Annotated in this window: 21 protein-coding genes, 1 tRNA gene and 1 pseudogene; 18 read left to right on the top strand and 5 right to left on the bottom strand. The window is 43.5% G+C overall.

The genetic code is table 11. From position 1 onward, the window contains the following. The 10 genes and pseudogenes from JMV76_RS13440 to JMV76_RS13400 all read left to right on the top strand — a co-directional run. Positions 1 to 346: pseudogene (locus JMV76_RS13440) on the top strand (tryptophan synthase subunit beta); the annotation flags it as partial. Positions 347 to 359: 13 nt separating this feature from the next. Next, positions 360 to 1,313 carry a hypothetical protein gene (locus tag JMV76_RS13435; RefSeq protein WP_201503026.1) on the top strand — a complete coding sequence of 318 codons (954 nt, stop codon included), beginning with the start codon at positions 360 to 362 and terminating at the stop codon, positions 1,311 to 1,313. 61 nt (positions 1,314 to 1,374) lie between these two features. Further along, positions 1,375 to 2,217: a tryptophan synthase subunit alpha gene (gene trpA, locus JMV76_RS13430; protein WP_201503025.1), complete on the top strand. Its 843-nt coding sequence runs from the start codon at positions 1,375 to 1,377 to the stop codon at positions 2,215 to 2,217. A gap of 270 nt (positions 2,218 to 2,487) precedes the next feature. Further along, positions 2,488 to 3,450: an acetyl-CoA carboxylase, carboxyltransferase subunit beta gene (gene accD, locus JMV76_RS13425; RefSeq protein ID WP_201503034.1), complete on the top strand. Its 963-nt coding sequence runs from the start codon at positions 2,488 to 2,490 to the stop codon at positions 3,448 to 3,450. Between the two features lie 234 nt (positions 3,451 to 3,684). Further along, on the top strand, positions 3,685 to 5,088 hold the full coding sequence (folC, locus tag JMV76_RS13420; RefSeq protein WP_201503024.1) for a bifunctional tetrahydrofolate synthase/dihydrofolate synthase: 1,404 nt from the start codon (positions 3,685 to 3,687) through the stop codon (positions 5,086 to 5,088). Positions 5,089 to 5,144: 56 nt separating this feature from the next. Next, a complete protein-coding gene (locus JMV76_RS15140) occupies positions 5,145 to 5,270 on the top strand; it encodes a hypothetical protein (protein ID WP_265090312.1) in 126 nt (41 codons plus the stop codon). A 76-nt stretch (positions 5,271 to 5,346) separates the two neighbouring features. Continuing rightward, entirely contained in the window at positions 5,347 to 6,537 is a 1,191-nt protein-coding gene (locus JMV76_RS13415; RefSeq protein ID WP_201503023.1) for an SPOR and LysM peptidoglycan-binding domain-containing protein, read from the top strand. Positions 6,538 to 6,835: 298 nt separating this feature from the next. Next, a complete protein-coding gene (locus JMV76_RS13410; RefSeq protein ID WP_087814679.1) occupies positions 6,836 to 7,366 on the top strand; it encodes a DUF2726 domain-containing protein in 531 nt (176 codons plus the stop codon). Positions 7,367 to 7,611: 245 nt separating this feature from the next. Continuing rightward, positions 7,612 to 9,069, top strand: coding sequence for a hypothetical protein (locus JMV76_RS13405; protein ID WP_201503022.1), 1,458 nt, complete (start codon positions 7,612 to 7,614; stop codon positions 9,067 to 9,069). Positions 9,070 to 9,187: 118 nt separating this feature from the next. Continuing rightward, on the top strand, positions 9,188 to 10,450 hold the full coding sequence (locus tag JMV76_RS13400; protein WP_201503021.1) for a DUF5723 family protein: 1,263 nt from the start codon (positions 9,188 to 9,190) through the stop codon (positions 10,448 to 10,450). Between the two features lie 67 nt (positions 10,451 to 10,517). Here the strand turns inward: JMV76_RS13400 and JMV76_RS13395 are convergent, their stop codons facing one another. After that, positions 10,518 to 11,480, bottom strand: a complete 963-nt coding sequence (locus JMV76_RS13395) for a DUF1853 family protein (protein WP_201503020.1) — start codon at positions 11,478 to 11,480, stop codon at positions 10,518 to 10,520. A gap of 493 nt (positions 11,481 to 11,973) precedes the next feature. Between JMV76_RS13395 and JMV76_RS13390 the strand changes: the two genes are divergently transcribed. After that, positions 11,974 to 12,414, top strand: a complete 441-nt coding sequence (locus tag JMV76_RS13390) for a hypothetical protein (RefSeq protein ID WP_045454482.1) — start codon at positions 11,974 to 11,976, stop codon at positions 12,412 to 12,414. A 351-nt stretch (positions 12,415 to 12,765) separates the two neighbouring features. Here JMV76_RS13390 and JMV76_RS13385 read toward each other — a convergent pair. From JMV76_RS13385 to gatC, 4 genes are all read right to left on the bottom strand, one after another. Further along, positions 12,766 to 12,842 (bottom strand) — tRNA-Pro (locus tag JMV76_RS13385). A 108-nt stretch (positions 12,843 to 12,950) separates the two neighbouring features. Next, a complete protein-coding gene (gene gatB, locus JMV76_RS13380) occupies positions 12,951 to 14,477 on the bottom strand; it encodes an Asp-tRNA(Asn)/Glu-tRNA(Gln) amidotransferase subunit GatB (protein ID WP_201503019.1) in 1,527 nt (508 codons plus the stop codon). Continuing rightward, the gene (gatA, locus tag JMV76_RS13375) at positions 14,477 to 15,973 is read right to left on the bottom strand and encodes an Asp-tRNA(Asn)/Glu-tRNA(Gln) amidotransferase subunit GatA (RefSeq protein WP_201503018.1); all 1,497 of its coding nucleotides are present in this window, start codon (positions 15,971 to 15,973) and stop codon (positions 14,477 to 14,479) included. The genes gatB and gatA overlap by 1 nt, the downstream gene beginning before the upstream one ends. 68 nt (positions 15,974 to 16,041) lie before the next feature. Beyond that, positions 16,042 to 16,356: an Asp-tRNA(Asn)/Glu-tRNA(Gln) amidotransferase subunit GatC gene (gatC, locus tag JMV76_RS13370; protein WP_045446594.1), complete on the bottom strand. Its 315-nt coding sequence runs from the start codon at positions 16,354 to 16,356 to the stop codon at positions 16,042 to 16,044. A 633-nt stretch (positions 16,357 to 16,989) separates the two neighbouring features. On the opposite strand from gatC, the gene JMV76_RS13365 reads away from it, so the two are divergent. The 7 genes from JMV76_RS13365 to rplC all read left to right on the top strand — a co-directional run bounded on the left by JMV76_RS13365 (position 16,990) and on the right by rplC (position 23,764). After that, positions 16,990 to 18,027, top strand: coding sequence for a rod shape-determining protein (locus JMV76_RS13365; protein WP_201503017.1), 1,038 nt, complete (start codon positions 16,990 to 16,992; stop codon positions 18,025 to 18,027). 189 nt (positions 18,028 to 18,216) lie between these two features. Further along, positions 18,217 to 19,077 carry a rod shape-determining protein MreC gene (gene mreC / locus JMV76_RS13360; RefSeq protein ID WP_060490528.1) on the top strand — a complete coding sequence of 287 codons (861 nt, stop codon included), beginning with the start codon at positions 18,217 to 18,219 and terminating at the stop codon, positions 19,075 to 19,077. 161 nt (positions 19,078 to 19,238) lie between these two features. Further along, positions 19,239 to 19,724, top strand: a complete 486-nt coding sequence (mreD, locus tag JMV76_RS13355) for a rod shape-determining protein MreD (RefSeq protein WP_201503016.1) — start codon at positions 19,239 to 19,241, stop codon at positions 19,722 to 19,724. Between the two features lie 131 nt (positions 19,725 to 19,855). Beyond that, on the top strand, positions 19,856 to 20,521 hold the full coding sequence (locus JMV76_RS13350) for a Maf family protein (RefSeq protein WP_201503015.1): 666 nt from the start codon (positions 19,856 to 19,858) through the stop codon (positions 20,519 to 20,521). A gap of 178 nt (positions 20,522 to 20,699) precedes the next feature. Next, the gene (locus tag JMV76_RS13345; protein ID WP_201503014.1) at positions 20,700 to 22,310 is read left to right on the top strand and encodes an Rne/Rng family ribonuclease; all 1,611 of its coding nucleotides are present in this window, start codon (positions 20,700 to 20,702) and stop codon (positions 22,308 to 22,310) included. Between the two features lie 455 nt (positions 22,311 to 22,765). Then, positions 22,766 to 23,077: a 30S ribosomal protein S10 gene (gene rpsJ / locus JMV76_RS13340; protein ID WP_010196670.1), complete on the top strand. Its 312-nt coding sequence runs from the start codon at positions 22,766 to 22,768 to the stop codon at positions 23,075 to 23,077. A gap of 48 nt (positions 23,078 to 23,125) precedes the next feature. Then, positions 23,126 to 23,764 carry a 50S ribosomal protein L3 gene (gene rplC, locus JMV76_RS13335; RefSeq protein ID WP_055125271.1) on the top strand — a complete coding sequence of 213 codons (639 nt, stop codon included), beginning with the start codon at positions 23,126 to 23,128 and terminating at the stop codon, positions 23,762 to 23,764. The last annotated feature ends 1 nt before the right edge of the window (position 23,765 follow it).

Genomic DNA, 23,765 nt, shown 5'->3' with positions numbered 1-23,765 from the left:
CGGCAACCGTACCTATCTCATGGCGGATGATGAAGGTCAAATTCAGGAAACGCATTCTATCTCGGCAGGTCTTGATTATCCTGGCGTTGGTCCTGAGCACAGCTTCTTAAAAGACATGAAGCGTGTTGAATATGTCGGCTGTACCGATAAAGAATCGCTAGAAGGCTTCCATGAAGTGACGCGTAAAGAAGGTATTATCCCTGCGCTCGAATCTGCGCATGCCGTTGCTTATGCATTGAAGCTAGCTAAGACGATGACCCCTGATCAAACCATTATCGTTAATATGTCTGGTCGTGGGGATAAAGATTTGCATTCAGTGATGAAGGCGGAAGGGATTGAGTTGTAAAAGCTGTCTTATTATGGAAAAGGATACTCAAATGTCTTCAAGAAAAATACCATACGCAATGTATTCTGATAACTGGACTTACTCGATAGAAAACTATGCCGAGCTGTTAAAAAACCATGAGGCAGTTACTTCAAATGAGTATATTCGTGATGTTATGTATGAGAAAATATTTTGTCCAAAGTGTTTTACACCTTTAACAAGAACACCCTTGGTAGAATCTCGTTCAAGAAATAACGTATTAGCATATTTTAAACATCTGCCCTCGTATTCACATATTAATTGCATGTACAGGGCAAACAAAGGTGAAGGTCTAAATTATGTCAATGAAGAAGAGGCTAAAGAAGCTGTAGATAATGAACAATTAGTCGTTATAGATAGCTTTATGAAGGAAGTCCCTGAAGTTAAGAATGTTGACGATGATGAAGATTGCTACGACTCTTTGATAGAGGATATAGATGGTCCTACTACAGATGTCTCAATAAGTAGACATACAGGAGAAAAATTTTCCTTACCCTCCAAGGTAACATCCGTTAGAGCCATATGTAGAAATTTTTCAAAAAATTTACATAAAGGCTACTACCTGCCCAATTCTAATATAGCTCTACCGTTGAGTGATTTACTAAATGATGTGAGTGATATCAAAGCAGAAGATAATGATAGCAAACTATATATAGGAAAGATTACAAGATCTGATCATCAGGGCAAAGAAAAACGAGATAATAACATAAGAATGACTTTTCTATCTTTCAAAAAAGGTGGAGGTTATGCAGATTTTTGTATTAAAGAAGAGCATTCATTACAAGCTAAACATAAAATTAATGATAACTCTGTTGGTAGATACGTCATCTTTTATGGCAAGATAGAAGAGAGCGGCGTTGGTTTATGTGTAACCGACCTGAGTTACGGTGAACTGTCCTTGTTACCTAAAAAATATAACACTATAGTTCAAAAGCTATACGATTTATAAAATTATTTTATGGCAACATTCATTAATACCTACAAAATGAGTATAACTTTTGGATTTTGATATGAGCACTATCAACAATAGCACCAGAATTGAAAGCACTTTTGAAACCTTAAAAGCACAAAATAAAAAAGCCCTGATCCCTTATGTCATGGCAGGTGATCCCAACCCTAGCAACTTCGTTGGTTTACTACATGACTTAGTCAAGCACGGTGCTGATATGATTGAAGTTGGCTTGCCGTTTTCTGATCCAATGGCAGACGGTCCAGTCGTCGCTTTAGCTGGAGAGCGTGCATTAGCCGCAGGTACGAGTACACGTGATGCGCTAAAAATGGTTGCAGAGTTCCGTCAGCAAGACACGCAGACCCCCATTATTTTGATGGGATACCTCAATCCTGTTGAAATCATTGGTTACGATAACTTCGTTGCGCTATGTGAGCAGTCAGGTGTCGATGGTATTTTGATGGTTGATTTACCACCAAGCGAGGCGGGCAGTTTTACCCAGCATTTGACTGACCATTCGATGAATGAGATTTTCTTATTGTCACCAACCACTTTACCTGAGCGCCGTGAGCAAGTATTGACCCATTGCGGTGGTTATATTTATTATGTGTCATTAAAAGGCGTGACGGGTTCGGCAACGCTTGATACTGATGATGTTGCGACTCAAGTACAAGCGATTAAAGCAGCGACTGATTTGCCAGTATGTGTGGGTTTTGGTATTCGTGATGCGGCTTCTGCTAAAGCGATTGGAGCACATGCTGATGGTATTATTGTCGGTAGTGCCTTGGTGCAGAATTTTGCTGATATAGATGCCAATGATAGCACTGCGGTTGCCGCCGCTCAGCAAAAAATTATGGCAAAAATGGATGAGCTACGCGGTGCACTTGATAGTTTGAGAGCCTGAGTTAAATAAAGTTAAATTATCGTCACTTAAATCGTCATGGCAATATGAATAACAATGTTTATAAAGACAGGGTTAAATGACTTTGCTAAAGTTAGTTTACGTGTGTAAACTAACATCACATATAAATTGTTACAGTTTCACGTAAGCGTGCCTTATAACTGTAGCTTTATAGCTGCGAAAGTTATGAGAATATGTGACGATTAAACTGATCCTTATAAATCGATTCTTAGGGACAAGCGCATGAGCCAGCTTGTCGATAAGCCTTTGATAATGGCGAATAATATGACTGATACGATAATAAAACCTGATATGACGACTCTGAACCATACTGAAAAAAGCAACGCTGAGCCAAACGGTAATACTGCTGGTCAATCGTGGTTTAATCGCCCGATACCGGGTATTAAACAGCAACTGACAGCGCCTTTGACAGCAGTAGAGACTGAACCGTCAACCAAGTGCAGTAATTGTCATTCGATGATTACCAATACGGCGCTTATTTTTAACTGCTATGTTTGCCCGCATTGTGATCATCATTTACCGATGAGTGCTCGTGAGCGCTTAAACTGGTTGCTCGATCAAGTAGACGGTGAGCTTGGACAACAATTTACTGCCAAAGATCCGCTAAGCTTTGTGGATAGTAAGCCGTATCCGCAGCGCATGACCGAAGCACAGGACAAAACCGGCGAGTCTGAGGCGCTGATTGTACTGTATGGCAAGCTGCGCAATCTTGATGTGGTGACTTGTGCCTTTGACTTCCGCTTTATGGGTGGTTCTATGGGCTCTGTAGTTGGTGACCGTTTTGTCCAAGCAGCTGAGAAAGCACTGGCAGACAAAGTGCCTTTAGTTTGCTTTGCTGCCTCTGGCGGCGCACGTATGCAAGAAGGTTTACTGTCTTTGATGCAGATGGCTCGTACTGCCGCAGCGATTGAGCGTTTGAGAATTGCTGGCGTGCCGTATATCGTGATATTGACCAATCCTGTTTATGGCGGTGTGACAGCGTCGCTCGCTATGTTAGGTGATATTCATTTAGCAGAACCAAAAGCCATGATCGGCTTTGCTGGTAAGCGCGTGATTGAGCAAACGGTTCGTGAGACGCTAGAAGAGCCGTTCCAGCGTGCCGAGTTCTTGTTAGAACATGGTGTGGTCGATGAAGTGGTGCATCGTCATCAAATGATTGATACCATTTATCGTCTGCTGGCAAAGTTAAGCCGCATGCCTAATGTTGATGCCTAACTTGCTCATCGGCTTGACTAACGGATAACTGAGTTTAATATTCCGCATGACTTATGCTTAGTAGCATGCTCAGTTTTGCTGACTAAGTAAGATCAATCAATAGCATTTATCGTCAACAGCGGTAAATGCTATTTTTGCTTTTTGGGCAGGTAGTTATATACTGTCTGTAATTTCTTAGTGAATGCTTTCTAATCCTCTATTTTTTATTCGAAAAATTATATATAGGTTCTGTCCATGTCTGACTCTCTACCTTCTAACCCTAACACTCCCAACAAGCATTCTAGCTTGACCGAATGGCTCGATTATATGCAGCAGATTCATGTATCGGCAATAGATATGGGGTTGTCGCGAGTTTTGCCAGTTGCTGAGGCGTTAGGCGTGGTACAGTCAGCCAAAGACGATGCTTATGTATTTACGGTGGCGGGCACCAATGGTAAAGGCTCAACGACGGCTGTCATCGCGCAGATGTGCCAAGCAGCAGGTTATAAAACGGCTCTGTATCAATCACCGCATCTAAGTGTATTTAATGAGCGGGTGCGTATCAATGGCGAGATGGTCAGTGACGAGACGTTAATTGAAGCCTTTAGCAAGGTAGAAGCAGCGCGATTAGCATGTGAGCTGACCTTATCATTTTTTGAGATGACCACACTTGCCGCATTATTGATATTTGCCGAAGCAGACTGCGATGTTTGGGTGTTGGAAGTCGGGCTGGGTGGGCGCTTAGATGTGGTCAATATCATTGATCCTGATATGGCAGTGATTACCAATATCGCTATCGATCATGTCGATTGGCTGGGTGACAATGTCGAAGATATTGGCCGTGAGAAAGCAGGTATCTTACGTGATGGTATCAGCGTGGTTTATGGTGCTACCGCGATGCCAGTCAGTGTGCAGCAAGCGATTGATAAGCATCAAGCAACTTGTTATCAAGTTGGGCAAGATTTTTATTATCGTGAAGTGGATGCAAGCGCTTGGCAATATAGCAATGCTGCGGTCACCATGCAGTTACCGCGCCCAGCACTGTCATTGACTAATACTGCCAATGCGTTATCAGCAGTGCTTGCAAGTTCGTTAAATGTCGATAGTACTGCTATTGAGCAAGCATTACAAACGGTTAGGCTCGCTGGTCGCTTTGATTATCGTGAGACCCACAATCGCCATTGGTTGTTTGATGTCGCGCATAACGAGCAAGGCGTCGAGTTTTTATTGGCGCAACTATTACCGCTTTGGCAACAGCATTTAACCAATTACAATCGCTCTGATACTGCAAATCACAGCAGTAATCCACATAGTAGCCAAAAAAATCAAACTACAGCAAAACCTGCCAGCATTAAAATGTTGTTTTCTATGTTGGGCGATAAAGATATCAATAAAGTCGTGCAGCATTTGACCGAAGCGAGCTTACCGATTAGCGATTGGTTTGTCGCTGAGATTGATTATCCACGCGCCGCGAGCACCGAGCACTTGCAAGGTATCCTATCGACCTATGTCGATAATGCTCAAATACACGAATTTAAACGTTTATCAGAAGCGACCGATGCGGTTATCAATGCCAGTCAGCCGCAAGATCTCATCGTGGTATGTGGCTCCTTTCATACGATCGGCGAGGTACTGGCCGCACTGGCGGTTGATAATTAACATTAAAATGGTGCTTATTTAATGTTAACCTTAGCAGTAGCATGATGGCAGACAGTATGAAAAATATGCTTTATAATCAAAGTGATTTGGCAAGCTGCTCTATAATGGCATTAAACGCTTGGCATAACATTCAAAAACGGATGGACGCAACTGGTGGCAATGACACCTATCAAGGCTATTAAAACTATCTAAACAAAGTTTTGAGACGGCAGTTGCGCCGCTCAATCAACCTTATTACCAACTAAGAGACGTAAACGGATGAACTTTTCGAGACAAGCCTTATTGGGCATTGGGATGATTATCGGCGGTAGCGTGATGCTATACGCCATGGTGCAACAGATTGGTGATAGTAATGAACCACAACCAGCGTCAGCAATAGTAGATAAGCCAAGCCCTCAGCAAGAGTCTCCTCAGCCGCTGACGACGGATATCGAGACTGAAAAACGTATCTTGGCAGAAAAACAAAAAGAGCGCGCTGCTCGTGTGGCTGAACAAGAAAAACGTGCCCAGCAGTTCTTAACTGAACAAGAAGCCGCTGAGGCGGAAGCATTGGCAAAAGCCCGTGCAGAAAGTCAGCAGTACATGGCCAGTAGTGCGGCAGCTGCTGAAGAGAGTGATAAATCAGACGCGGAAAAAAATGACGCTACAACACCAATAAAAAAGACTAGCGCTGCTGAGTCAGCTGAAAGTGAGACAAACACTGGCGACCAGCAAAAAGCTGCCCAAGCGCAACAAGAAGCTCAAAGGCAAGCGGCGATTAAAGAGCAGGCTGCCGCAAAGAAACTAGCAGACAGTAAAAAAGAAGCGGAAGCAAAAAGACAAGCGGATGTTAAGAAACAAGCGGATGCTGCGGCTGAGAAAAAACAAGCGGCAGCAGAAGCGGCTAAAAATGAGCCGCCAAAATCGCCTTCTGATTATCAAGTCAAAAGAGGAGATGGGCTGATTAAACTGGCGCGGCAGTACAATATGCCAGTAGAAGTATTGGCACAAGCGAATAATCTGTCACCATCGACATCGCTGCAACTGGGTCAAAACATCACCATTCCATCACGTAAGCAAGTGGAGCGATTAGCACGTGAAGCGGCAGCGGCTGAGCAGGCACGTGAAGACAAGCGTCAGAAAGAAGAGGCTTTAGCCAAAAAATCAGCGGATGCTAAGCGTGAAGCACAGCAGAAACTCAGTGAAGCCCGTAAAGAAGTCAAAGAAACCGACGCCAAAGGCAGCTTTGGGGTGCAAGTAGCATTGGCAAACGATCAAGCCAAAGCAGATGAGCTGGCAAAGAAATTTAAATCTGCAGGCTACCAAGTTAAGACCAGCCCTACCAGCCGCGGGGTTCGCGTCATCGTCGGTCCTGAGCGAGGCAAAGTGGCAGCGTTAGCGTTAAAAGATAAAATTAATAGCGATCCCAAGGTCAATACGACCAGTGCTTGGGTTTTATACTGGCGCTAAAATAGCATTAAAATCACGATAATCGGATGACTGTTATTGCTAAATAAACAGCAGAGTCTTTGTTAGATTTTATTGTTTTATCTGAGTTTTATTCAAACACGACATTTATTGTCGTGTTTTTTGTTTTAGTGTTTGCTGATTGGCGTAAGCTTAGCTACGATGTGCGCCGACTGCCCCTGATTTTTTCTGTATAACGGGTCAGCCTATAAGGGCTGCCCTGTCGCAGTTGAGTATGTATGTCACTTTATGGAAGTCGTCATACATATTTGGCTGCCTTAATCATGTATAAGGTAAAACCATGTCATTTGGTGTTATATTTTTAATATTGGCCGTTGGGTTTTTAGGGCTGATTACCGTACCAAAGCTGTTGAAAAGACCTCCAGTTATTGAGCCTGATCCAAAGCCAGTACGCGGTGATGAGTTGGCTATTTGGCCGTTTGCGCCGATGCCGATTATGACGGATACGGAAGTCATTTTCTTTAATAAGCTAAAAAGTGCGTTGCCGGAATATCATATTTTCGTTCAAGTTCAACTGTCACGCATTATCGAAGGCAATAGCAGTGAGGCCTCCGAGCGTAGTTTTTGGTTCAATCGTATCTGCCGTCAAAGCGTCGATTATGTGATTGTGGATATTGATGCGCAGACCACGCTGGTTGCTATCGAGCTTGATGATTGGACACACACGAGTAAAGCGCGTCAAAAGGCGGATGACAAAAAAGACAAAGCCCTTGCTAGTGCCGGTATTGCTATTGTGCGCTTTCACGCTGAGCGCATGCCAAGCGCAGATATGCTCAGGTACGAGCTGATGCAAGTGATTGAAAATTATTGATAAAGTGTCTTTGGCGGGCAGTCAAGATTAGTCGCAACAACGGCATTTTTTTTGTGTAACATTGCTGTTATATTCGTTTACTTTATAGATAAGTTGCTTAAATAAGAGTATTATTATTTTATTTTAAAGCAAACTTAAGTTTTCTAAATTAAGAAGCGCTTTTCTGAATTAAGGCATTATTTGCTTAATTGGATAAAGATTTTGGTGCTTCTAGTTTTTAAAATCATTCTATAAAGGACTGTGTTATGAAATTTTTTAAATTGAGCGCATTAGCGTTAGCCAGCACGTTAGCGTTAGCAGGCTGTGGTGATGACAATAATAATAGCTCTTCTGGTAATGGTACTAATACGCCTGATGTGCCAGTTAAGCCGCCTGTCGATAATAGTTTGTCTGAGATCGAGCAAGCGAAAGAGATGATTCGTACCGCCAAGCTATTTGTCAGTGACAATAAAGCGGTTACAGATGCTTACGAAGATGTAAGTGATATCCTTACAGAAAAGCAAGATACGCGACTTGGTTATACCTTCGATATCCCAAGTGATCTAAAATACTATATGGAAGAGAATGATGTATCACAGCTCACGGCAGCTGACATTACTGCACTGGCTAATGATGAAGAGTTTGAAACGGCATTGGGAAATATAGTCTTGACCCCAGAAAAAGACTTTTTAGCGACGCTAAATGCTGATGGGAAGTTTACCTTAACTGGTAGCACCAAGGTTGATATTGAAGAATACGATTATGTGTATAACCCGCAAACAGGTTTGTACGGACCTGTTGTCGTCAATCAAGACAATTTTAAGGTAGCATTTGATGGTTTTGAAGATGCGCTAAGCTCAAACACCAGTACAGATAACTTTAACGGTAGCTTGGGTTTCAAGAGTATTGAAATTGGCACTGGCACTGATACCGTTACTCTCAACTCAAGTACTAAAGGCGCAACAGTCAGTGGTCAATTCAGTGATAAAGTCGTGGTCAATGATGAGTTTGATATCAATGACGCAAATAGAGAAGGCATCACGCTAGAAAAGGCGGTCATCAAATTAAGCAGTCTGAAGTTGACGGCTAATGATAGCGTGATTGAAGCAAAAGATTTTGAATTTGCCGCACTGGATGTCAGCAGAAAGCTGGCAGATAACAGTCTGGTGGTTAGAACAATCCCTTATAAGTTTGCTATAACGGGCAAGATGACCAAGCAAAAACCGATGACTGATGTAGAGATTACACTGAACGCGACTGCCAATGACGCTGATATAAAGAAATTTATCATAATCGATGAAGTCGGTGATATCGAAGAGGCCGCCAATAAATACGTAGGTATGGAAATAGTATTGGCGCTTAAAGGCAAGGTAACTAAACAGGGCGCAACAACGATTCCACTTGATTTCCAAGCCAATCTTAAACGTACTGCTCGTAATGTTATTGAGCTACAAGGTCTGACTGCTAGCGTAGAGGGTAAGAAGCTATTTGTAACAGGTAAGTCAAGCTTAGATAATAACTATGATGTGGTTAGCACCCAGTTTACCGTTGAGCAAAATAAAGCGTCGATCAAGTTAAATGTCGATGCCAATGGTGACTTTATCAAAGATAAAATGGGCAAGCTTGGCGATATCATGGTTAACGGTAAAGACTACGGTGATTTAATGGATAATGATGGCAAAGTTACGGCCAAGTTTACTGATAATAGTTTAATTATTCTATAATCAAATCATGTGTCACATCGACTCTCAAACGTTGTTAGTAGCGATTGAGGTATAGCAACAAAAAAAAGAGACAGATTCCTGTCTCTTTTTTATGCTCTCTAATAAACGTGAGAAATTTATGCCATATAACGTTTCAAGTCTCTATGGTTTTTTACCTAAAAGCTTAGCATCGTATTTATACAGCCGTACCAAGTTAATCACTGCGCCAGCGATTGCCGCTATGATGATATCCAGCGCTGCGGTTGCTGATAGTGCAGATATACCAGCTGCTGACACGAATTTTTACTTCTACCCCCAAGCGACAGGCTTGCTAGACAGCCAGACCAAACAATCAGACGCGCAGATAGAGTGGAGTGTGATGGCAACGGCTCATAGTCCAACACAGCCTATCTCAGCATTTTTGGACGATTGGAGTGCCCCTTTGGACTCGGGTGATCATGCTTATGCCCAAGGTCGGACGTCGCTTGAGATTCGTCCTGCGGGCAGTGCGATTAGCTACGGTCTAGGTTGGCGTTATGATTACTTGATGACGTTTAGCAAAGAGACTGCCGAAATTTATTGGCAGTATGAAAATAAACAGCCCTCAAGTACCAGTCAAACTTATCCGTTATTTTTAGAAGCCAAGCACAATGAAAGATTCGGTGCTAATATTGGTCTGACGCAGCAGCTCATGCCTAACTGGCAATTGACGACTCGGGCCAATCTCTGGCAAGGACTGCATGCATTAGAAGGTAAGATAGTTGGCGATTTAAGCACCAGAGTGTTACCAAATAATGAGGTGACAGATATACGAGACAGTTTGGATAAAACTAACGCTTACATCGATTATTACTATGATGAACCAGCTTTAGGGGAGGAAAACCTAGACTGGAACCCCGCGAAACCTTCGGGATATGGTTATTCGCTCGATTTGCAGCTCACAGGTCAGTTGTCTGATAGTACGCGGTTGTCTCTGAGTGGCTACGATATCCTTGGACGCATGCGCTGGAAAGACATGCCGAGCACTCGTTATGCATTGGATTATGACGTCAACGGCAGACCTCTCTATACGATTGAAGGGCAGCTTAGTACTGACGATGTCACACAGACATTGCCATGGCGAGTGGAAGGTAGCCTTCAGCATCAGCTAGACAGTCAATGGCAGCTCGGTCTACATGGTCAAGTGAATGACATTCAAGACTTGTATCAATTATCCGCAGGCTACCAAACGTCCAATGATGCTTTCCCCATTACGGTGACGGGCTTGATAGAGCCGCAGACGCAAGCATTGGGTCTCGCTGTAGACAGTCGTTATGCTGGCATCAAATTGCTGACTGACAGTCTCGATTCAGAAAAAGCCAAACGCAGTGAGATTAGCTTGTATGGACGCTATGCTTGGTAGCTTGATTCATTGCATTAATAAAGCAGATGGCTAAAGCGTCGATGTACATATAATGCGGTGGACGTTACTAAAATTTATCATACGTTTTGTCGCGCTGTTCAGGATAAATGACGATCGGACTATGACCTTCGAAGTATAGTCCTGTCGTAGGCATAGGCATTGCGTCGTTTGACCAAGCTACCTGCGGCTGTCGTCCATCATAGCAGTCGCGCCTAGTAAACCATTCGATATAATGGGCAGCTCGTAATGCCCTTATATCAATCTTCGCAAGATTAGTCATATCATTGCTATCGCACCATTCGTGCATCGGAAAGCTTGGTGCTAACCAAGATGGATAATTAAAGTTAGTGGTGTTGATTGGCAAAAAGAAGCGTCCTTTAATCACGCCATAACGCTTATCAATGTTAACTTGTCCATGCTTTTCGGTATCTACCCATACGGTACGAAACTGTTTGGTTTGCATGTGGGTCATCTTGCGCTGTAGATTGTCATTGGAATTAATCCCAACCCAGTTCTCAGGAGCAAAAGGCGCTGAGCCCATAAAAAACTTAATAGCCAATTCCCAGTGTTCGGTGAGCTTGTCTTGATGATTGTATAAAATCAAATCCAGCTCACCAGTCGTCTGCTTACCGTTATACAACTGGACGTTACTGGCTAGCGTTTCATACGGATGTAGCTTACGCGCAAAGCCATCTTCTAGCCAAAATGACAGTAACCCTTCAAAGTGAAATCCCAAACGATTGGGGCTAGGGCGCTTGAGTAAATAGCGAGTCAGCACCTGATAAGCATTGGTGCTATCTAGCTCTTCCAAACGCTGCTGATACGCCGCAAACTGCTGTTTCCAAAAGTGTGCGCTATGTACCGATACGGTATGTGTATTCTGATGCGGCGCAAAGTCCAGCCATTCGGTTAAGACGTTAGGGCAGGCAAGTACATACGCTAAATCACGCACATAAGGTCGTTGGTATACGTCCCAAGGTGCGTCATCTATAAGGTAATTCGAGAGGGGCTGAGCGATAGCCTCAGACATGGGTTGAACCTTCATAAAGTGGTACATTTACCCTAGCTGCTCGCTTGCCAAAAGTCTATAGATGACAAGTATCGGTTAGGGTAGTGCTTGATTATGCTATTACTAAAGCATGATATTCATCATATAAAAATTAAGTTGAATAGCGCTTCTCAATAATGCCTTACTATTAAAACTAAGATGATAACCTATGATAAATAACCATCTATACCATACTTCATGCATGACAATTCCACTACTTGTCGCTGCCTGTGCGTCTATGTCTATGGTAATAACTTTGGCTATGATAAAAAACCCTACTTTGCCATAAGAACCTATCTTAAAAGGTATTTAACAAGCAATTAATAGTGCATGGCTCCTATCAAATTGAGAAAATAAACGGTATTTATGAAGTATCAAGTTCTGAGAAAAAAAGCAGTTATACATATGATAAAATCAAGAAACAGTTCGAATTGTTTGAAGAAATAAAGATGTTGATTATGATAGGTAGTATATTATGAACAAATGGCTAGTCGCAGTTATATCAATAGGAATAACAGTTAATGCTAATGCTGAAGTATTCAGTATGATGGATCAGTTTTTTGAAGATTTTGAGGTCGTAGATGACGACTACCATTATGTAGACTTAGACACTGCATCTATTTTTTTTGATTCAATGGATCGAGTGGCTAATGAAAAAATCAATAACGAGCAACCTGAGTTTAATCTGGGAGATAAAAATTACCTGATGAGCTGGAAAATGAACTTATATTCAAGCTCAATAGCAGTTAAGAATATGGAGCCTAGCCTTCAAGAATTAGGTGTTGATGAACTTTGTCAGAGTTTTTATAGTGCAAAATATCAAGCAGCTAATAATGTTGTGGTTAAGCTATCAAGTTATGACAATCAAGATAATCTAGTAGAAACAGTGATTTTGAACAAAGAGGTCTGCTCGTAGTATAGTAGTATGTAGGTTTTATAAAGCGTAAAAATAATAGGGTTGGAAGGAAGTGAGATGTTTATTAATCATAAGCGGTGCCCAGATTGTGGAACTAGGCTTAGAAAGAATGATTGGCGGTGTAGAAATTGCGAGAGTCAAAGCTTAACTAATTGGTCGCTCACGTTGCCAATGTGGGTAATCGGCTTGTTGATTATCGGAATAACAGCGACATTTATGATTGGTAATTTATGTAATGCCGAGCTGCTTCATCCAGTCATGAATAACTTTGGCATACAATGTTAATTTTTGCCAAATTTGTGCCAAAAAAATAACTCAACGACCTAAGCCGTTGAGTTATTTAGTATTTCTTGGTCGGAACGGCAGGATTTGAACCTGCGACCACTACACCCCCAGTGTAGTGCGCTACCAGACTGCGCTACGCCCCGAATGACTGACTATTTTACGCAAAATTATGCATATTGCAAGAGCTATTTATTTTAGTCAAATTCTATAACTCTAATTTACGTATTACACTCAGTACAACCAATCAGCAATTAACCCAATAGCTCTTTTAAGATTTGGTTCACTTGCTGGGGATTGGCACTACCACGACTGGCTTTCATCACTTGCCCAACCAGACCGTTAAAGGCTTTTTCTTTACCGCCGCGATATTCTTCGACCATCGCTTGGTTTTTTGCAATGACTTCTTCAACGATGGCTTTGATAGCGCCCGTATCGGTTTCTTGCTTGAGACCTTTTTCTTCGATGATTTTGTCAGCGGCATCATCAGCATCGCCGCCCGCGCGCTCATAGAGCGCACTAAAGACTTTCTTAGCCAATTTGCCAGACAAGGTATCGTCTTTGATACGCGCTAGCATACCAGCCAATTGCTTGGCGCTGATAGGGGAATCAGTAATTTCTTTATCATCTTTATTTAGTGCACCGAGTAGGTCACCCATCACCCAGTTGCCAGCCATTTTGGCATCTGCTTGCCCAACTTCTGCGACCACAGCTTCAAAGTAATCGGCAATTTGACGACTACCAGTCAAGATACGCGCATCATATTCTGATAGACCAAGCGCTTCTTCAAAACGGGCACGACGAGCAACGGGTAGCTCCGGCATTGCTGCACGAATGCTATCAACCGTATGCTGTTCGATACGCACAGGTAGCAAGTCAGGGTCAGGGAAGTAACGATAATCGTTGGCGTCTTCTTTGGTACGCATCACACGAGTTTCGTCGCGCTCTGGATCATAAAGCATCGTTGCCTGCAGTACTTTGCCACCGTCCTCTAAAATATCGATTTGACGCTCGGTTTCACGATTGATAGCGCGTTCGATAAAGCGGAACGAGTTGAGGTTTTTGAGCTCAGTACGCGTACCCAATTCAGCACCAGGCTTACGAATAGAGACGTTACAATCACAGCGGAATGAGCCTTCAGCCATCACTGCATCTGAGATTACTAGCCACGTGACCAGCTGATGAATGGCTTTGATATAGGCAAGTGCTTCATGAGCCGAGCGCATATCAGGCTCAGAGACGATTTCGATTAATGGCGTACCAGCACGGTTCAAATCCACACCAGTCATACCATCGACGGCATCATGGACTGATTTACCCGCATCTTCTGCTAAATGCGCGCGGGTGATGCCCATACGTTTTGGATATTCGTTCTTATCCCCTTCATTGACCACGACATCGATATAGCCTTCGCCAACGATAGGGTTTGCCATCTGAGTGATTTGATAGCCTTTAGGCAAATCTGGATAGAAGTAGTTTTTACGGTCAAACGTATTAAATAGACCCAACTCAGCGTTGACGCCGATGCCAAATTTTAGGGCACGATCGACCACGCCAGCATTTAGCACTGGCAATACGCCAGGTAAACCCAAGTCGACGATACTGGCTTGGCTGTTTGGCTCATGACCAAAATCAGTGGGCGCACTTGAGAATATCTTACTTTCGGTATTGAGCTGGCAATGAATCTCGATGCCGATGACCACTTCATAGCCATCGACGAAAAGCTCTTTACGCACGGCATGCTCACGCACGGCATTGTTATCAGTAGTAGCTGTACTCATTATACCGTCTCCTTTGCGATGGTAGAGTGTTGTAAATGATGGTCGGTATGCTGCTGGAATAGATGAGCAGTCGTGAGCAATTGGCTCTCTTGCCAATGCTTACCGATTAATTGTAAGCCAACAGGCAAACCTTCTGAGGTTAGACCAACTGGCTGACTGAGTGCAGGTAGACCCGCTAAGTTGACCGCGATAGTATAAACGTCACCCAAGTACATGGTCGCAGGGTCGAGATTGTCACTCAACTTATACGCAGCCGTTGGTGCTGTTGGGCTAGCAATCACATCACAGCTAGCAAAGGCTTCATCGAAGTCTTTGACGATTAAGCGGCGGATTTTTTGGGCTTTTGTATAGTACGCATCAAAGTAACCTGCCGAAAGTGCATAAGTGCCGGTCAAGATACGGCGCTGTACTTCAGGACCAAAGCCTTCAGAGCGTGAACGCGTGTATAGATCTAGCAGATCGGTTGGATTCTCACAGCGATAGCCAAAGCGTACGCCATCGAAGCGTGATAGGTTTGATGAGGCTTCGGCAGGTGCTAGCATGTAGTAAGTGGCAAGCGTGATTTCAGGGTCAGTGATATTCACCTCCACAATCGTCGCACCCAGCTCTTCATACTTGTTCAGAGCAGCACGTACGGCCGCTTCTATCTCAGCGTCTAATCCAGCACTAAAGTATTCTTTGGCCACACCGATACGCAAGCCAGCAAATGGTTTATCACCAGCCGCGGCTTCAGCATCATTAATGTCTTGTACGTAGTCAGGCATATCGTATTTGATAGAAGTCGCATCGCGTGGATCGTGACCAATCATTGGCTGTAGCAGATAGGCACAATCTTTAGCGCTGCGTCCCATGCTGCCCGCTTGGTCAAGGCTTGAGGCATAGGCAATCATACCAAAGCGAGAGACGCGACCATAGGTTGGCTTAATACCGGTTAGTCCACAAAATGACGCAGGCTGGCGAATAGAGCCACCAGTATCACTGCCCGTTGCGACTGGGACAAAACCTGCGGCAACGGCAGCAGCACTACCACCTGATGAACCACCGGGGACGCGCTCTAGGTTCCAAGGGTTCTGCACAGTGCCGTAGTGAGAGCTACTGTTGTCTGAGCCCATCGCAAACTCATCCATATTGAGCTTGCCTAAACTAATCATGCCTGCTTTGACAATATTCGAGACGATGGTGGCATTATAAGGCGAGATAAAGTTATGCAGCATCTTAGAGCCACAAGTCGTCAGTACACCTTGAGTACAAAAGATGTCTTTGTGCGCCATCGGTACACCAAGTAATGGACGTTGATCGCCCTGCGCGCGCATCTCGTCAGCTGCCTTTGCTTGCGCGCGTGCTGTCTCAGAAGTATGAGTGATAAAGCTGTTAATCTTATTGTCTAGCGCGTCTATACGTTTGATGTAGTGTTCTGTCAGCTCAAGGCTGCTAAATTGTTTGTCTTGCAAGCCCGTAATAAGCTGCTGGGTACTTAATAAATGAAGTTCTGACATAAGGTGTCGTCCGTCAAAATGTGAGTAGCATAAAGTAAAATAGGGTAGCGATTAAAGCAGCGCGCCGTTTATTCAATCACTTGTGGAACCAAATATAAGCCATCTTCAACAGCTGGGGCGACTGACTGATTGCGCGCGCGGTTGATATCGTGTTTGGCCACATCAGCCCGCAATTCTTGGCAAGCTTCATGGATATTCGCTAAGGGTTTGATGCCTGTGGTATCCACGTTAGATAGCGTATTCATAAGTTTTAATACTTTACTAATATCGTCGGCATAGCTATCGGCTGTGCTTTCATCGACACCCAAACGTGCAAGGTTGGCAACTTCTAGGATTTCTTCACGGCTGACGTTGCTGTCAGACGTTGCTGGTTGCTGTGACATAGTTTCTCCAGTGAAGGACAGTTTTTGTTAGAGTAGAATGCGGCTAAAATAGCCAAGCATTAGATATAGATAATTATTAACACAAACTAAAACAAGGGGTTTATCTTAAGATGTATATATAGTGGCTTTATTATAAAGCATCTGGCTTAAGTTTACAGAGCATGACGCTTGATTGATGCACAATATCAACCAAGATGGCGTGATTTGCAAAATTGACCGTATAATTCACGATTGATTCTCAATTGCTTACCCATCACGTTCTGAAATACGTTACAGTATGCACCTGTGCTGCTATGCAAAATTATCATTTGCCTGTAGAGCCTTGTTAGTTATTGAATTAAATGATGTTTCATTAAGTCGAATGGTGTTTACTGCTATTTTAAACTTTGTAACAACTTTTAGCGTTTAAGACCAAAATCCTGACTTACTGATGCAAATATCTGTGTTTTTTTTGAGCCAAATCGGTATAATTTAGCTCAGTTTTTCCATTGCATCATTATTGCTTAGGTTTGACTTATTGCGAGGTTCAAATTTCGCCATAAGTAATGTCTAACGACGACCTGCTCAACGCTGACGAGTAATGCCTCAGTCAATCTCATTCGCCTCATTCGCCTCATTTGTAATACGCCGGAAATGTTAGTCATGAACCTGTTTGGATTTTTATCAAATAATATCGCTATCGACCTCGGTACTGCGAACACTCTCATTTTTATTCCTAATAAAGGCGTCGCACTTGACGAGCCTACGGTGGTTGCGTTACGAAGTAATCGTACACAAAACCCTACCGTTGCGGCTGTTGGTATTGATGCCAAGCAGATGCTTGGTCGTACACCTGCCAATATTACAGCGATTCGCCCATTAAAAGACGGCGTGATTGCTGACTTTGAAGTGACGCAAAAAATGCTCAAGCATTTCATCACGAAGGTAAAAGCCAAGCGTTTTATGGCGCAGCCTAACGTGGTGGTTTGTGTGCCTTGCAAATCTACTCTGGTTGAGCGTAAAGCGATTCGTGAAGCGGTATCTTCGGCAGGTGCGAGTAAAGTACTATTGTTAGAAGAGCCAATGGCAGCTGCCATCGGTGCTGGCATGCCGGTTCATGAACCCAGCGGTTCGATGGTGGTTGATATTGGTGGCGGCACGACGGAGATTGCCGTTATCGCGTTATCTGGTTGCGTTTATGCTGAGTCGATTCGTATCGGTGGCGATATGTTTGATGACGCGATTATCACCCACGTACGCCGTACCCATGGTTGCGTGATTGGTGAGACTACAGCTGAGCGTATCAAACACGAAGTTGGCTCTGCTTTGAATGAAGACAGTCAGCTAGAAGTTGAAGTTCGCGGTCGTAGCATGGCAGAAGGCGTGCCAAAAACCTTTACTGTTAATTCAGAAGAAGTACAAAAAGCCCTGAGTGATCCGCTGAGCGGTATCGTTAGTGCAGTGAAAGCTGCACTTGAGCAGACGCCACCTGAGCTGTCATCAGACATCGCAGAGCGTGGTATTGTTTTGACGGGTGGCGGTGCGCTGTTACGTGATTTGGACAAATTAATCTCAAGAGAGACAGGTCTACCTGTGACCGTTGCCGAGGATCCACTGACTTGTGTTAGCCGCGGCGGTGGTATTGCGCTTGACTTTATCAATAACAAAAGCTTGAACATGATTTTTGTTTAGATTGCTTTAGTGAAGCACTGCGGTATTGATAAATCATCTACGTCGTGCTTGATTATAGCTTGCGTAAAAATAGTGGGTCAAAACAGTATAAAATTAAAGGTAGCCAGTTGCGCTGCCTTTAATTGCATTAATCAACTAGAACCCAGTACTGGCTACTGCTTATTTTATAACTCCTGAGTTAGACGACTTATGACCCCAAGTATTTTTGCGCGCCAGCCGTTAGCACTTCGTAAGACTGCCATTGTATTAATAGCAGCTCTAATACTGATGTGGTTCGATAGCAAAAATTCAGAATGGTTTAATCCAGTACGTAGTACCAGTCATGCCGCGATGCAGCCTATTTATGAGCTATCACTGTTACCGAGTTATGCCAAGCATTGGGCAGGTGGCAGCTTACAGTCTAAAGAAGCGCTGCGCCGCGAAAACATGCAATTGAAGTCTCAGCTTATCCATGCGCAAGCCAAGTTGCAGCAGCAAGATTATATTTTGGCACAAAATGCGCGCCTGCAAGGTATTTTATCAACGACCAAACCTGAACAATTTGATCTTAATTTGGCACAGGTAATCGGTACAGACACCAACTTACTCAGACAAATCGTGGTGCTCAATAAAGGCGTTCAAGACGGGGTTCAAGTTGGACAAACAGTGATTGATGAGGACGGTATTTTAGGGCAGATTATTAATGTCTATCCCAATACCAGTCGCCTACTATTGATTACTGATGAGCAGCAATCAGTTGCAGTTACGGTTAAGCGCACAGGTCAACGCGCTATCGTGACAGGGCAAGGTATACCAACCTCATTAAGCCTTGATTATGTGTTCAAAACCTCAGACGTGCGTGTGGGTGATGAGCTGGTGTCATCAGGATTGGGTGGGCGTATTCCAGCAGGGTATCGTGTCGGGCGTATCGCCCATATTAAAGATACTCAAGCCGATAACTTTAGAAGTATAGAAGTGACCCCAGCGGCGAACTTTATCGATAATGCGTATGTATTAGTCTTGCAAGATAAGCTGGTGAATAAAAATAATATTACCCTTAATGACCGTTAAGAAGTTAGGCGCTCAATACGTAAGCACCAATCAGATAATGGCTGGCATCTATTTATTAACTGGTCTGTTTGTCGATACATTTTTAGCCATGGTTTTTATCCCATCAATGCCCACTCATGCTTTAACAGCAGCCATCAATACATTCGTTAAGGTAAGTACCCATGTCGTATCCTGATTCTGAGAATGCAACGGTACTACTGATTGCTACCATCATTCTAAGTTTTGTTATTGCGTCATCGCTTAATGTATATCCGTTAAGTCCTAGTATGGCTACTTTACGCCCTATGGTCATGATCATGGTGCTGATTTTTTGGTTGTTATTTCAGCCACGCTATGTTGGTGTTTTTACAGCATTTACCATCGGTCTCATTGCTGACTTACTCATGGATACCCATTTGGGACAGCAAGCCTTTGCCGCCGTGGCAGTCGCCTTCTTTATAAAAATAACCAGTATTTATATTAGGCAACTAAATACCATCAGTGCATGGTTATTAGCGAGCTTAGGATTGTTTGTCTTTCAATTATGTTTATGGATATTGCAGATGTTTATCCAAAATGTCTTTGTCGCACAATCTGCCTTATCACTGTTGATGAGTATCATCAGCTGGCCATTGGTACTACTGGCTTTGCGTAAATTTGCGTCATAAGAAAAATTCTGCTGATAACCAATAAGATTATAGCGCTGGTGTTTATTAATCATGACTACCTAATGTTAATGCACTAACAGGCAGCAGTTTTCGGTAGTAGGTAGATAAATTCAGATATAAAGAGAGTAGCGATGGATATTATTTTAGCTTCTGGTTCGCCGCGCCGTCGTGAACTGTTAGAAAGAGCACAACTAGAATTTAGCACATTGAGTGTAGATATTGATGAAACACAGCATGATGATGAGTCACCTACAGACTATATCGAGCGCATGGTCGCCACTAAAGCTGAGGCTGCCATACAGCAACTAGCATCACGCTTGAAAACGGATAAAAGCTGTTTTTCGGACTCACTGATCATTCTAACGTCTGATACCATCGGTGTGCTGGCAGATGGTCAAACAGTGCTGGTCAAGCCAGTCGATCGTGAGCACGCTTATAGCATGTGGCAACAGATGTCTGATAATGTCCATGAAGTATGGACAGCGGTTCAAGCAACTTATGTATCATTATCTTCTAAAGCGGCTAACAGCTCAACTCATGAGCCAGTATTTCAAATCATTAATCAGCAACAAATCACTGAGCGTACCGAAGTGACCTTTATAGCGCTCACTGCAGAGATGATGAGTAACTATTGGGAAAGTGGTGAGCCTGCTGATAAAGCGGGTGGTTATGGTATACAAGGTTTGGGTGCTATTTGGGTCAGCCGTATCAATGGTAGCTATACCAATGTCGTGGGTTTACCGCTTCCACAAACGCTGGCGTTAATTCAAAACGTCACAGATATTAGTATCAAGTAAAATACGAGACAGACCCTGATGGAGATTATTGGTCTCTTAGAGATTGGTTGTCACTCTAACCTGCTGCACATAATAACACGCGAGAGTAATGGGCGAGAGCCAGCTGCATTTGTTACACTATAAAGATAATAGACGATGAACGTCTAACAAGAAAGCTGAGAGATAAGAGAAAAACATTATGTCCGAAGAGCTGCTGATTAATATTAGTCCAATGGAATCCCGTGTCGCAGTTTTAGACAATGGCATCTTGGGCGAAATTTATATTGAACGTCATCATAAATTGGGTCTGGTCGGCAATATCTATCTGGGTACAGTCGTACGCGTTTTACCTGGTATGCAGGCAGCATTCGTTGATATCGGGCAGTCGCGGACAGCATTTTTACATGTCAATGATATGCAGCGTGAGCCGCGTCCAGTAGCAGAAAATAAAAGTAAAGCGGCTGACAATAGCGATAAAAACTCGGATAGCAATATAGAAGATGCTGTGGTAGAAAATAGTACTGATAACTTGGCTGTCACGCCACCGGTGATTAGTATACAAAATACCGAAGTCATCCCTGTTTCTAAAACGTTGATTCAACATCGCTTGCATGAAAGCCAACGTATTTTAGTGCAAGTGACCAAAGATCAGTTGGGCAGTAAAGGTGCTCGCTTGACCACCAATATATCCTTGCCATCTCGCTATTTGGTGTATCTGCCCTCAAGCGAACACATTGGTATCTCTCAGCGCATTGATGGCGAAGAAGAGCGCACTCGTCTGAAGACTGAGCTATCTAGTTTGATGCAAACGGTCAATCTAAAAGGCGGTCTCATCGCTCGTACCGCTGCTGAACGTGTCCCTGTCGATAAGCTTGAAGAAGACATTTATTATCTATTGCAGCTGTGGCGTACCATCTGCGCGCGTCGCCAAGAGATGAAACAACATCAAAGTTCTGAGCTTATTTATCAAGAGCTATCATTACCGCTGCGCTCTATCCGTGATTTGGTACACGCGGATACCGAGAAAGTCATCATTGATAATGCACAAATTTACGAACAAGTCAGATCCTTTGCCAAAGAGTTTGTGCCTTTTGTCTATGACCGCATTGTACATTATACCGCTGAGCCATCCTTGTTTGATGTCCATCGTGTCGAAGATGATTTGCGTGATGCTTTAAAACGCCGCGTAGATTTAAAATCAGGTGGCTATCTAATTATCGACCAAACAGAAGCGATGACCACAATCGATGTCAATACGGGATCATTCGTAGGCGGGCGTTCGTTAGAAGATACGGTTTATAAAACCAATCTTGAGGCAACTCATGCAATCGCCCGTCAGCTGCGTTTGCGTAATCTAGGCGGTATTATCATCCTAGACTTTATTGACATGCTTGAACAGCAGCATAAAGATGATGTGTTAGAGAGTCTGCAATCACAGCTAGTACAAGACTATGCCAAAACTAAGATTACTCAGGTCAGTGAGCTTGGGTTAGTAGAGATGACGCGTAAACGTACGCGTGAGTCGCTCGGGCAGCAGCTATGTGAGCCGTGCTCGACCTGCCAAGGACGCGGCTTTGTTAAAACGGCTGAGACAGTGTGCTTTGAGATATTCCGTGAAATCATGCGTTGTGCTCGTACTTATAACTCTCCCAAGAAATTTACAGTCGTTGCCCATGCCGCAGTCATTGATTTACTTCTCACTTCAGAGTCAGACACTGTGGCAGATTTAGAGTATTTACTTGGTAGAGTGATTACCCTTGATGTCGAAAATCTCTATACTCAAGAGCAATATGACATTGTTTTGGATTAACGGTTCTAGATGGATGTTTCATAGCTTTAGATTAACTGTGCATAGTTATCGATTCATATAAGCGTGCTTATAAAGCACAGATACTGTTGTATACATATTACTGTTTATAAAGGGTAATATCATAAGTCGCTATAAATATTACCCTTGCAATGACTGAAATACTATGTATAATATACACCACTGAATTATATATGCGCCGCCAATCAAACAGCGGGCGCTATGACAGCTAGAGCATCGTTTCTAGCACTATTTCATTATGCCTTTGCTGACATCCTATAATGGAAGGGTCGGCGGGGCTTTAAACTATTTTGCTTTTGGCACGCTACAAGTTCGGATAAAGAACTCATTCTGGTTAAGAACAGAAGGCCGCTTTAAGTGAATATTTAACCAAACGGCTTTTGATCATATCTTTGCAAAGCAAAAATGACAAAAGCACATATTAGGAGCTTGCTGGCATGGCTAACCAGAGAATCCGTATCCGTCTTAAGTCTTTTGATCATCGTCTGATTGATCAATCTGCACAAGAGATTGTTGATACTGCAAAGCGCACCGGTGCGCAAGTTTGTGGTCCTGTACCGTTGCCGACTCGCATTGAGCGCTTCAACGTTCTAACTTCACCACACGTAAACAAAGACGCTCGTGATCAGTACGAAATCCGTACTCATAAGCGTATGGTTGACATCGTTCAACCTACCGACAAAACTGTGGATGCGCTAATGAAGCTTGACTTGGCGGCGGGTGTTGACGTTCAAATTGCTTTGGGTTAATGCACATAAACACCCAACCCATTAATATAAGATATAAAGAGGTCTAAAATGGCGATCGGTTTAGTCGGTAAAAAATGCGGCATGACCCGTGTCTTCACTGAAGCAGGCGCATCTATCCCTGTAACAGTGGTTGAGATCAGTGCTAATCGCATTACTCAAGTAAAAAATACTGATGTAGATGGCTATCAAGCCATCCAAGTTACCACAGGTACCCGTCGTGACAGCCGCGTAGCAGCAGCTCAAAAAGGTCACTTCGCTAAAGCTGGCGTTGCCGCTGGTCGTGGTGTTTGGGAATTTCGTGCCAATGATAGCGATCTTGAAGGTCGTGAAATTGGTGGTGAGATCCTAGCTGACTTGTTCGAACAAGGTCAGATGGTTGATGTCACAGGTAACAGTAAAGGTAAAGGCTTTCAAGGCGGCGTGAAGCGTCACAACTTCAGCATGCAAGATGCCACTCATGGTAACTCAGTATCTCACCGTGCCATTGGTTCAACTGGTCAAAACCAGTCACCAGGTAAAGTCTTCAAAGGCAAAAAAATGCCAGGTCAGATGGGTAACAAACGCGTTACCGTTCAGGGCCTAGAAGTGATATCGGTTGATGTTGAAAAAGGGTTACTTGTCATCAAGGGTGCTATCCCAGGTGCCACCGGTGGCGATGTCATCGTACGTCCGTCAGTCAAAGCCTAAG

Source organism: Psychrobacter cibarius (genome assembly GCF_904845955.1).
Taxonomy (GTDB): domain Bacteria; phylum Pseudomonadota; class Gammaproteobacteria; order Pseudomonadales; family Moraxellaceae; genus Psychrobacter; species Psychrobacter cibarius_B.
The sequence above is the reverse complement of the archived record's forward strand: the minus strand, read 5'-3'. Positions and strand labels throughout refer to the sequence as shown.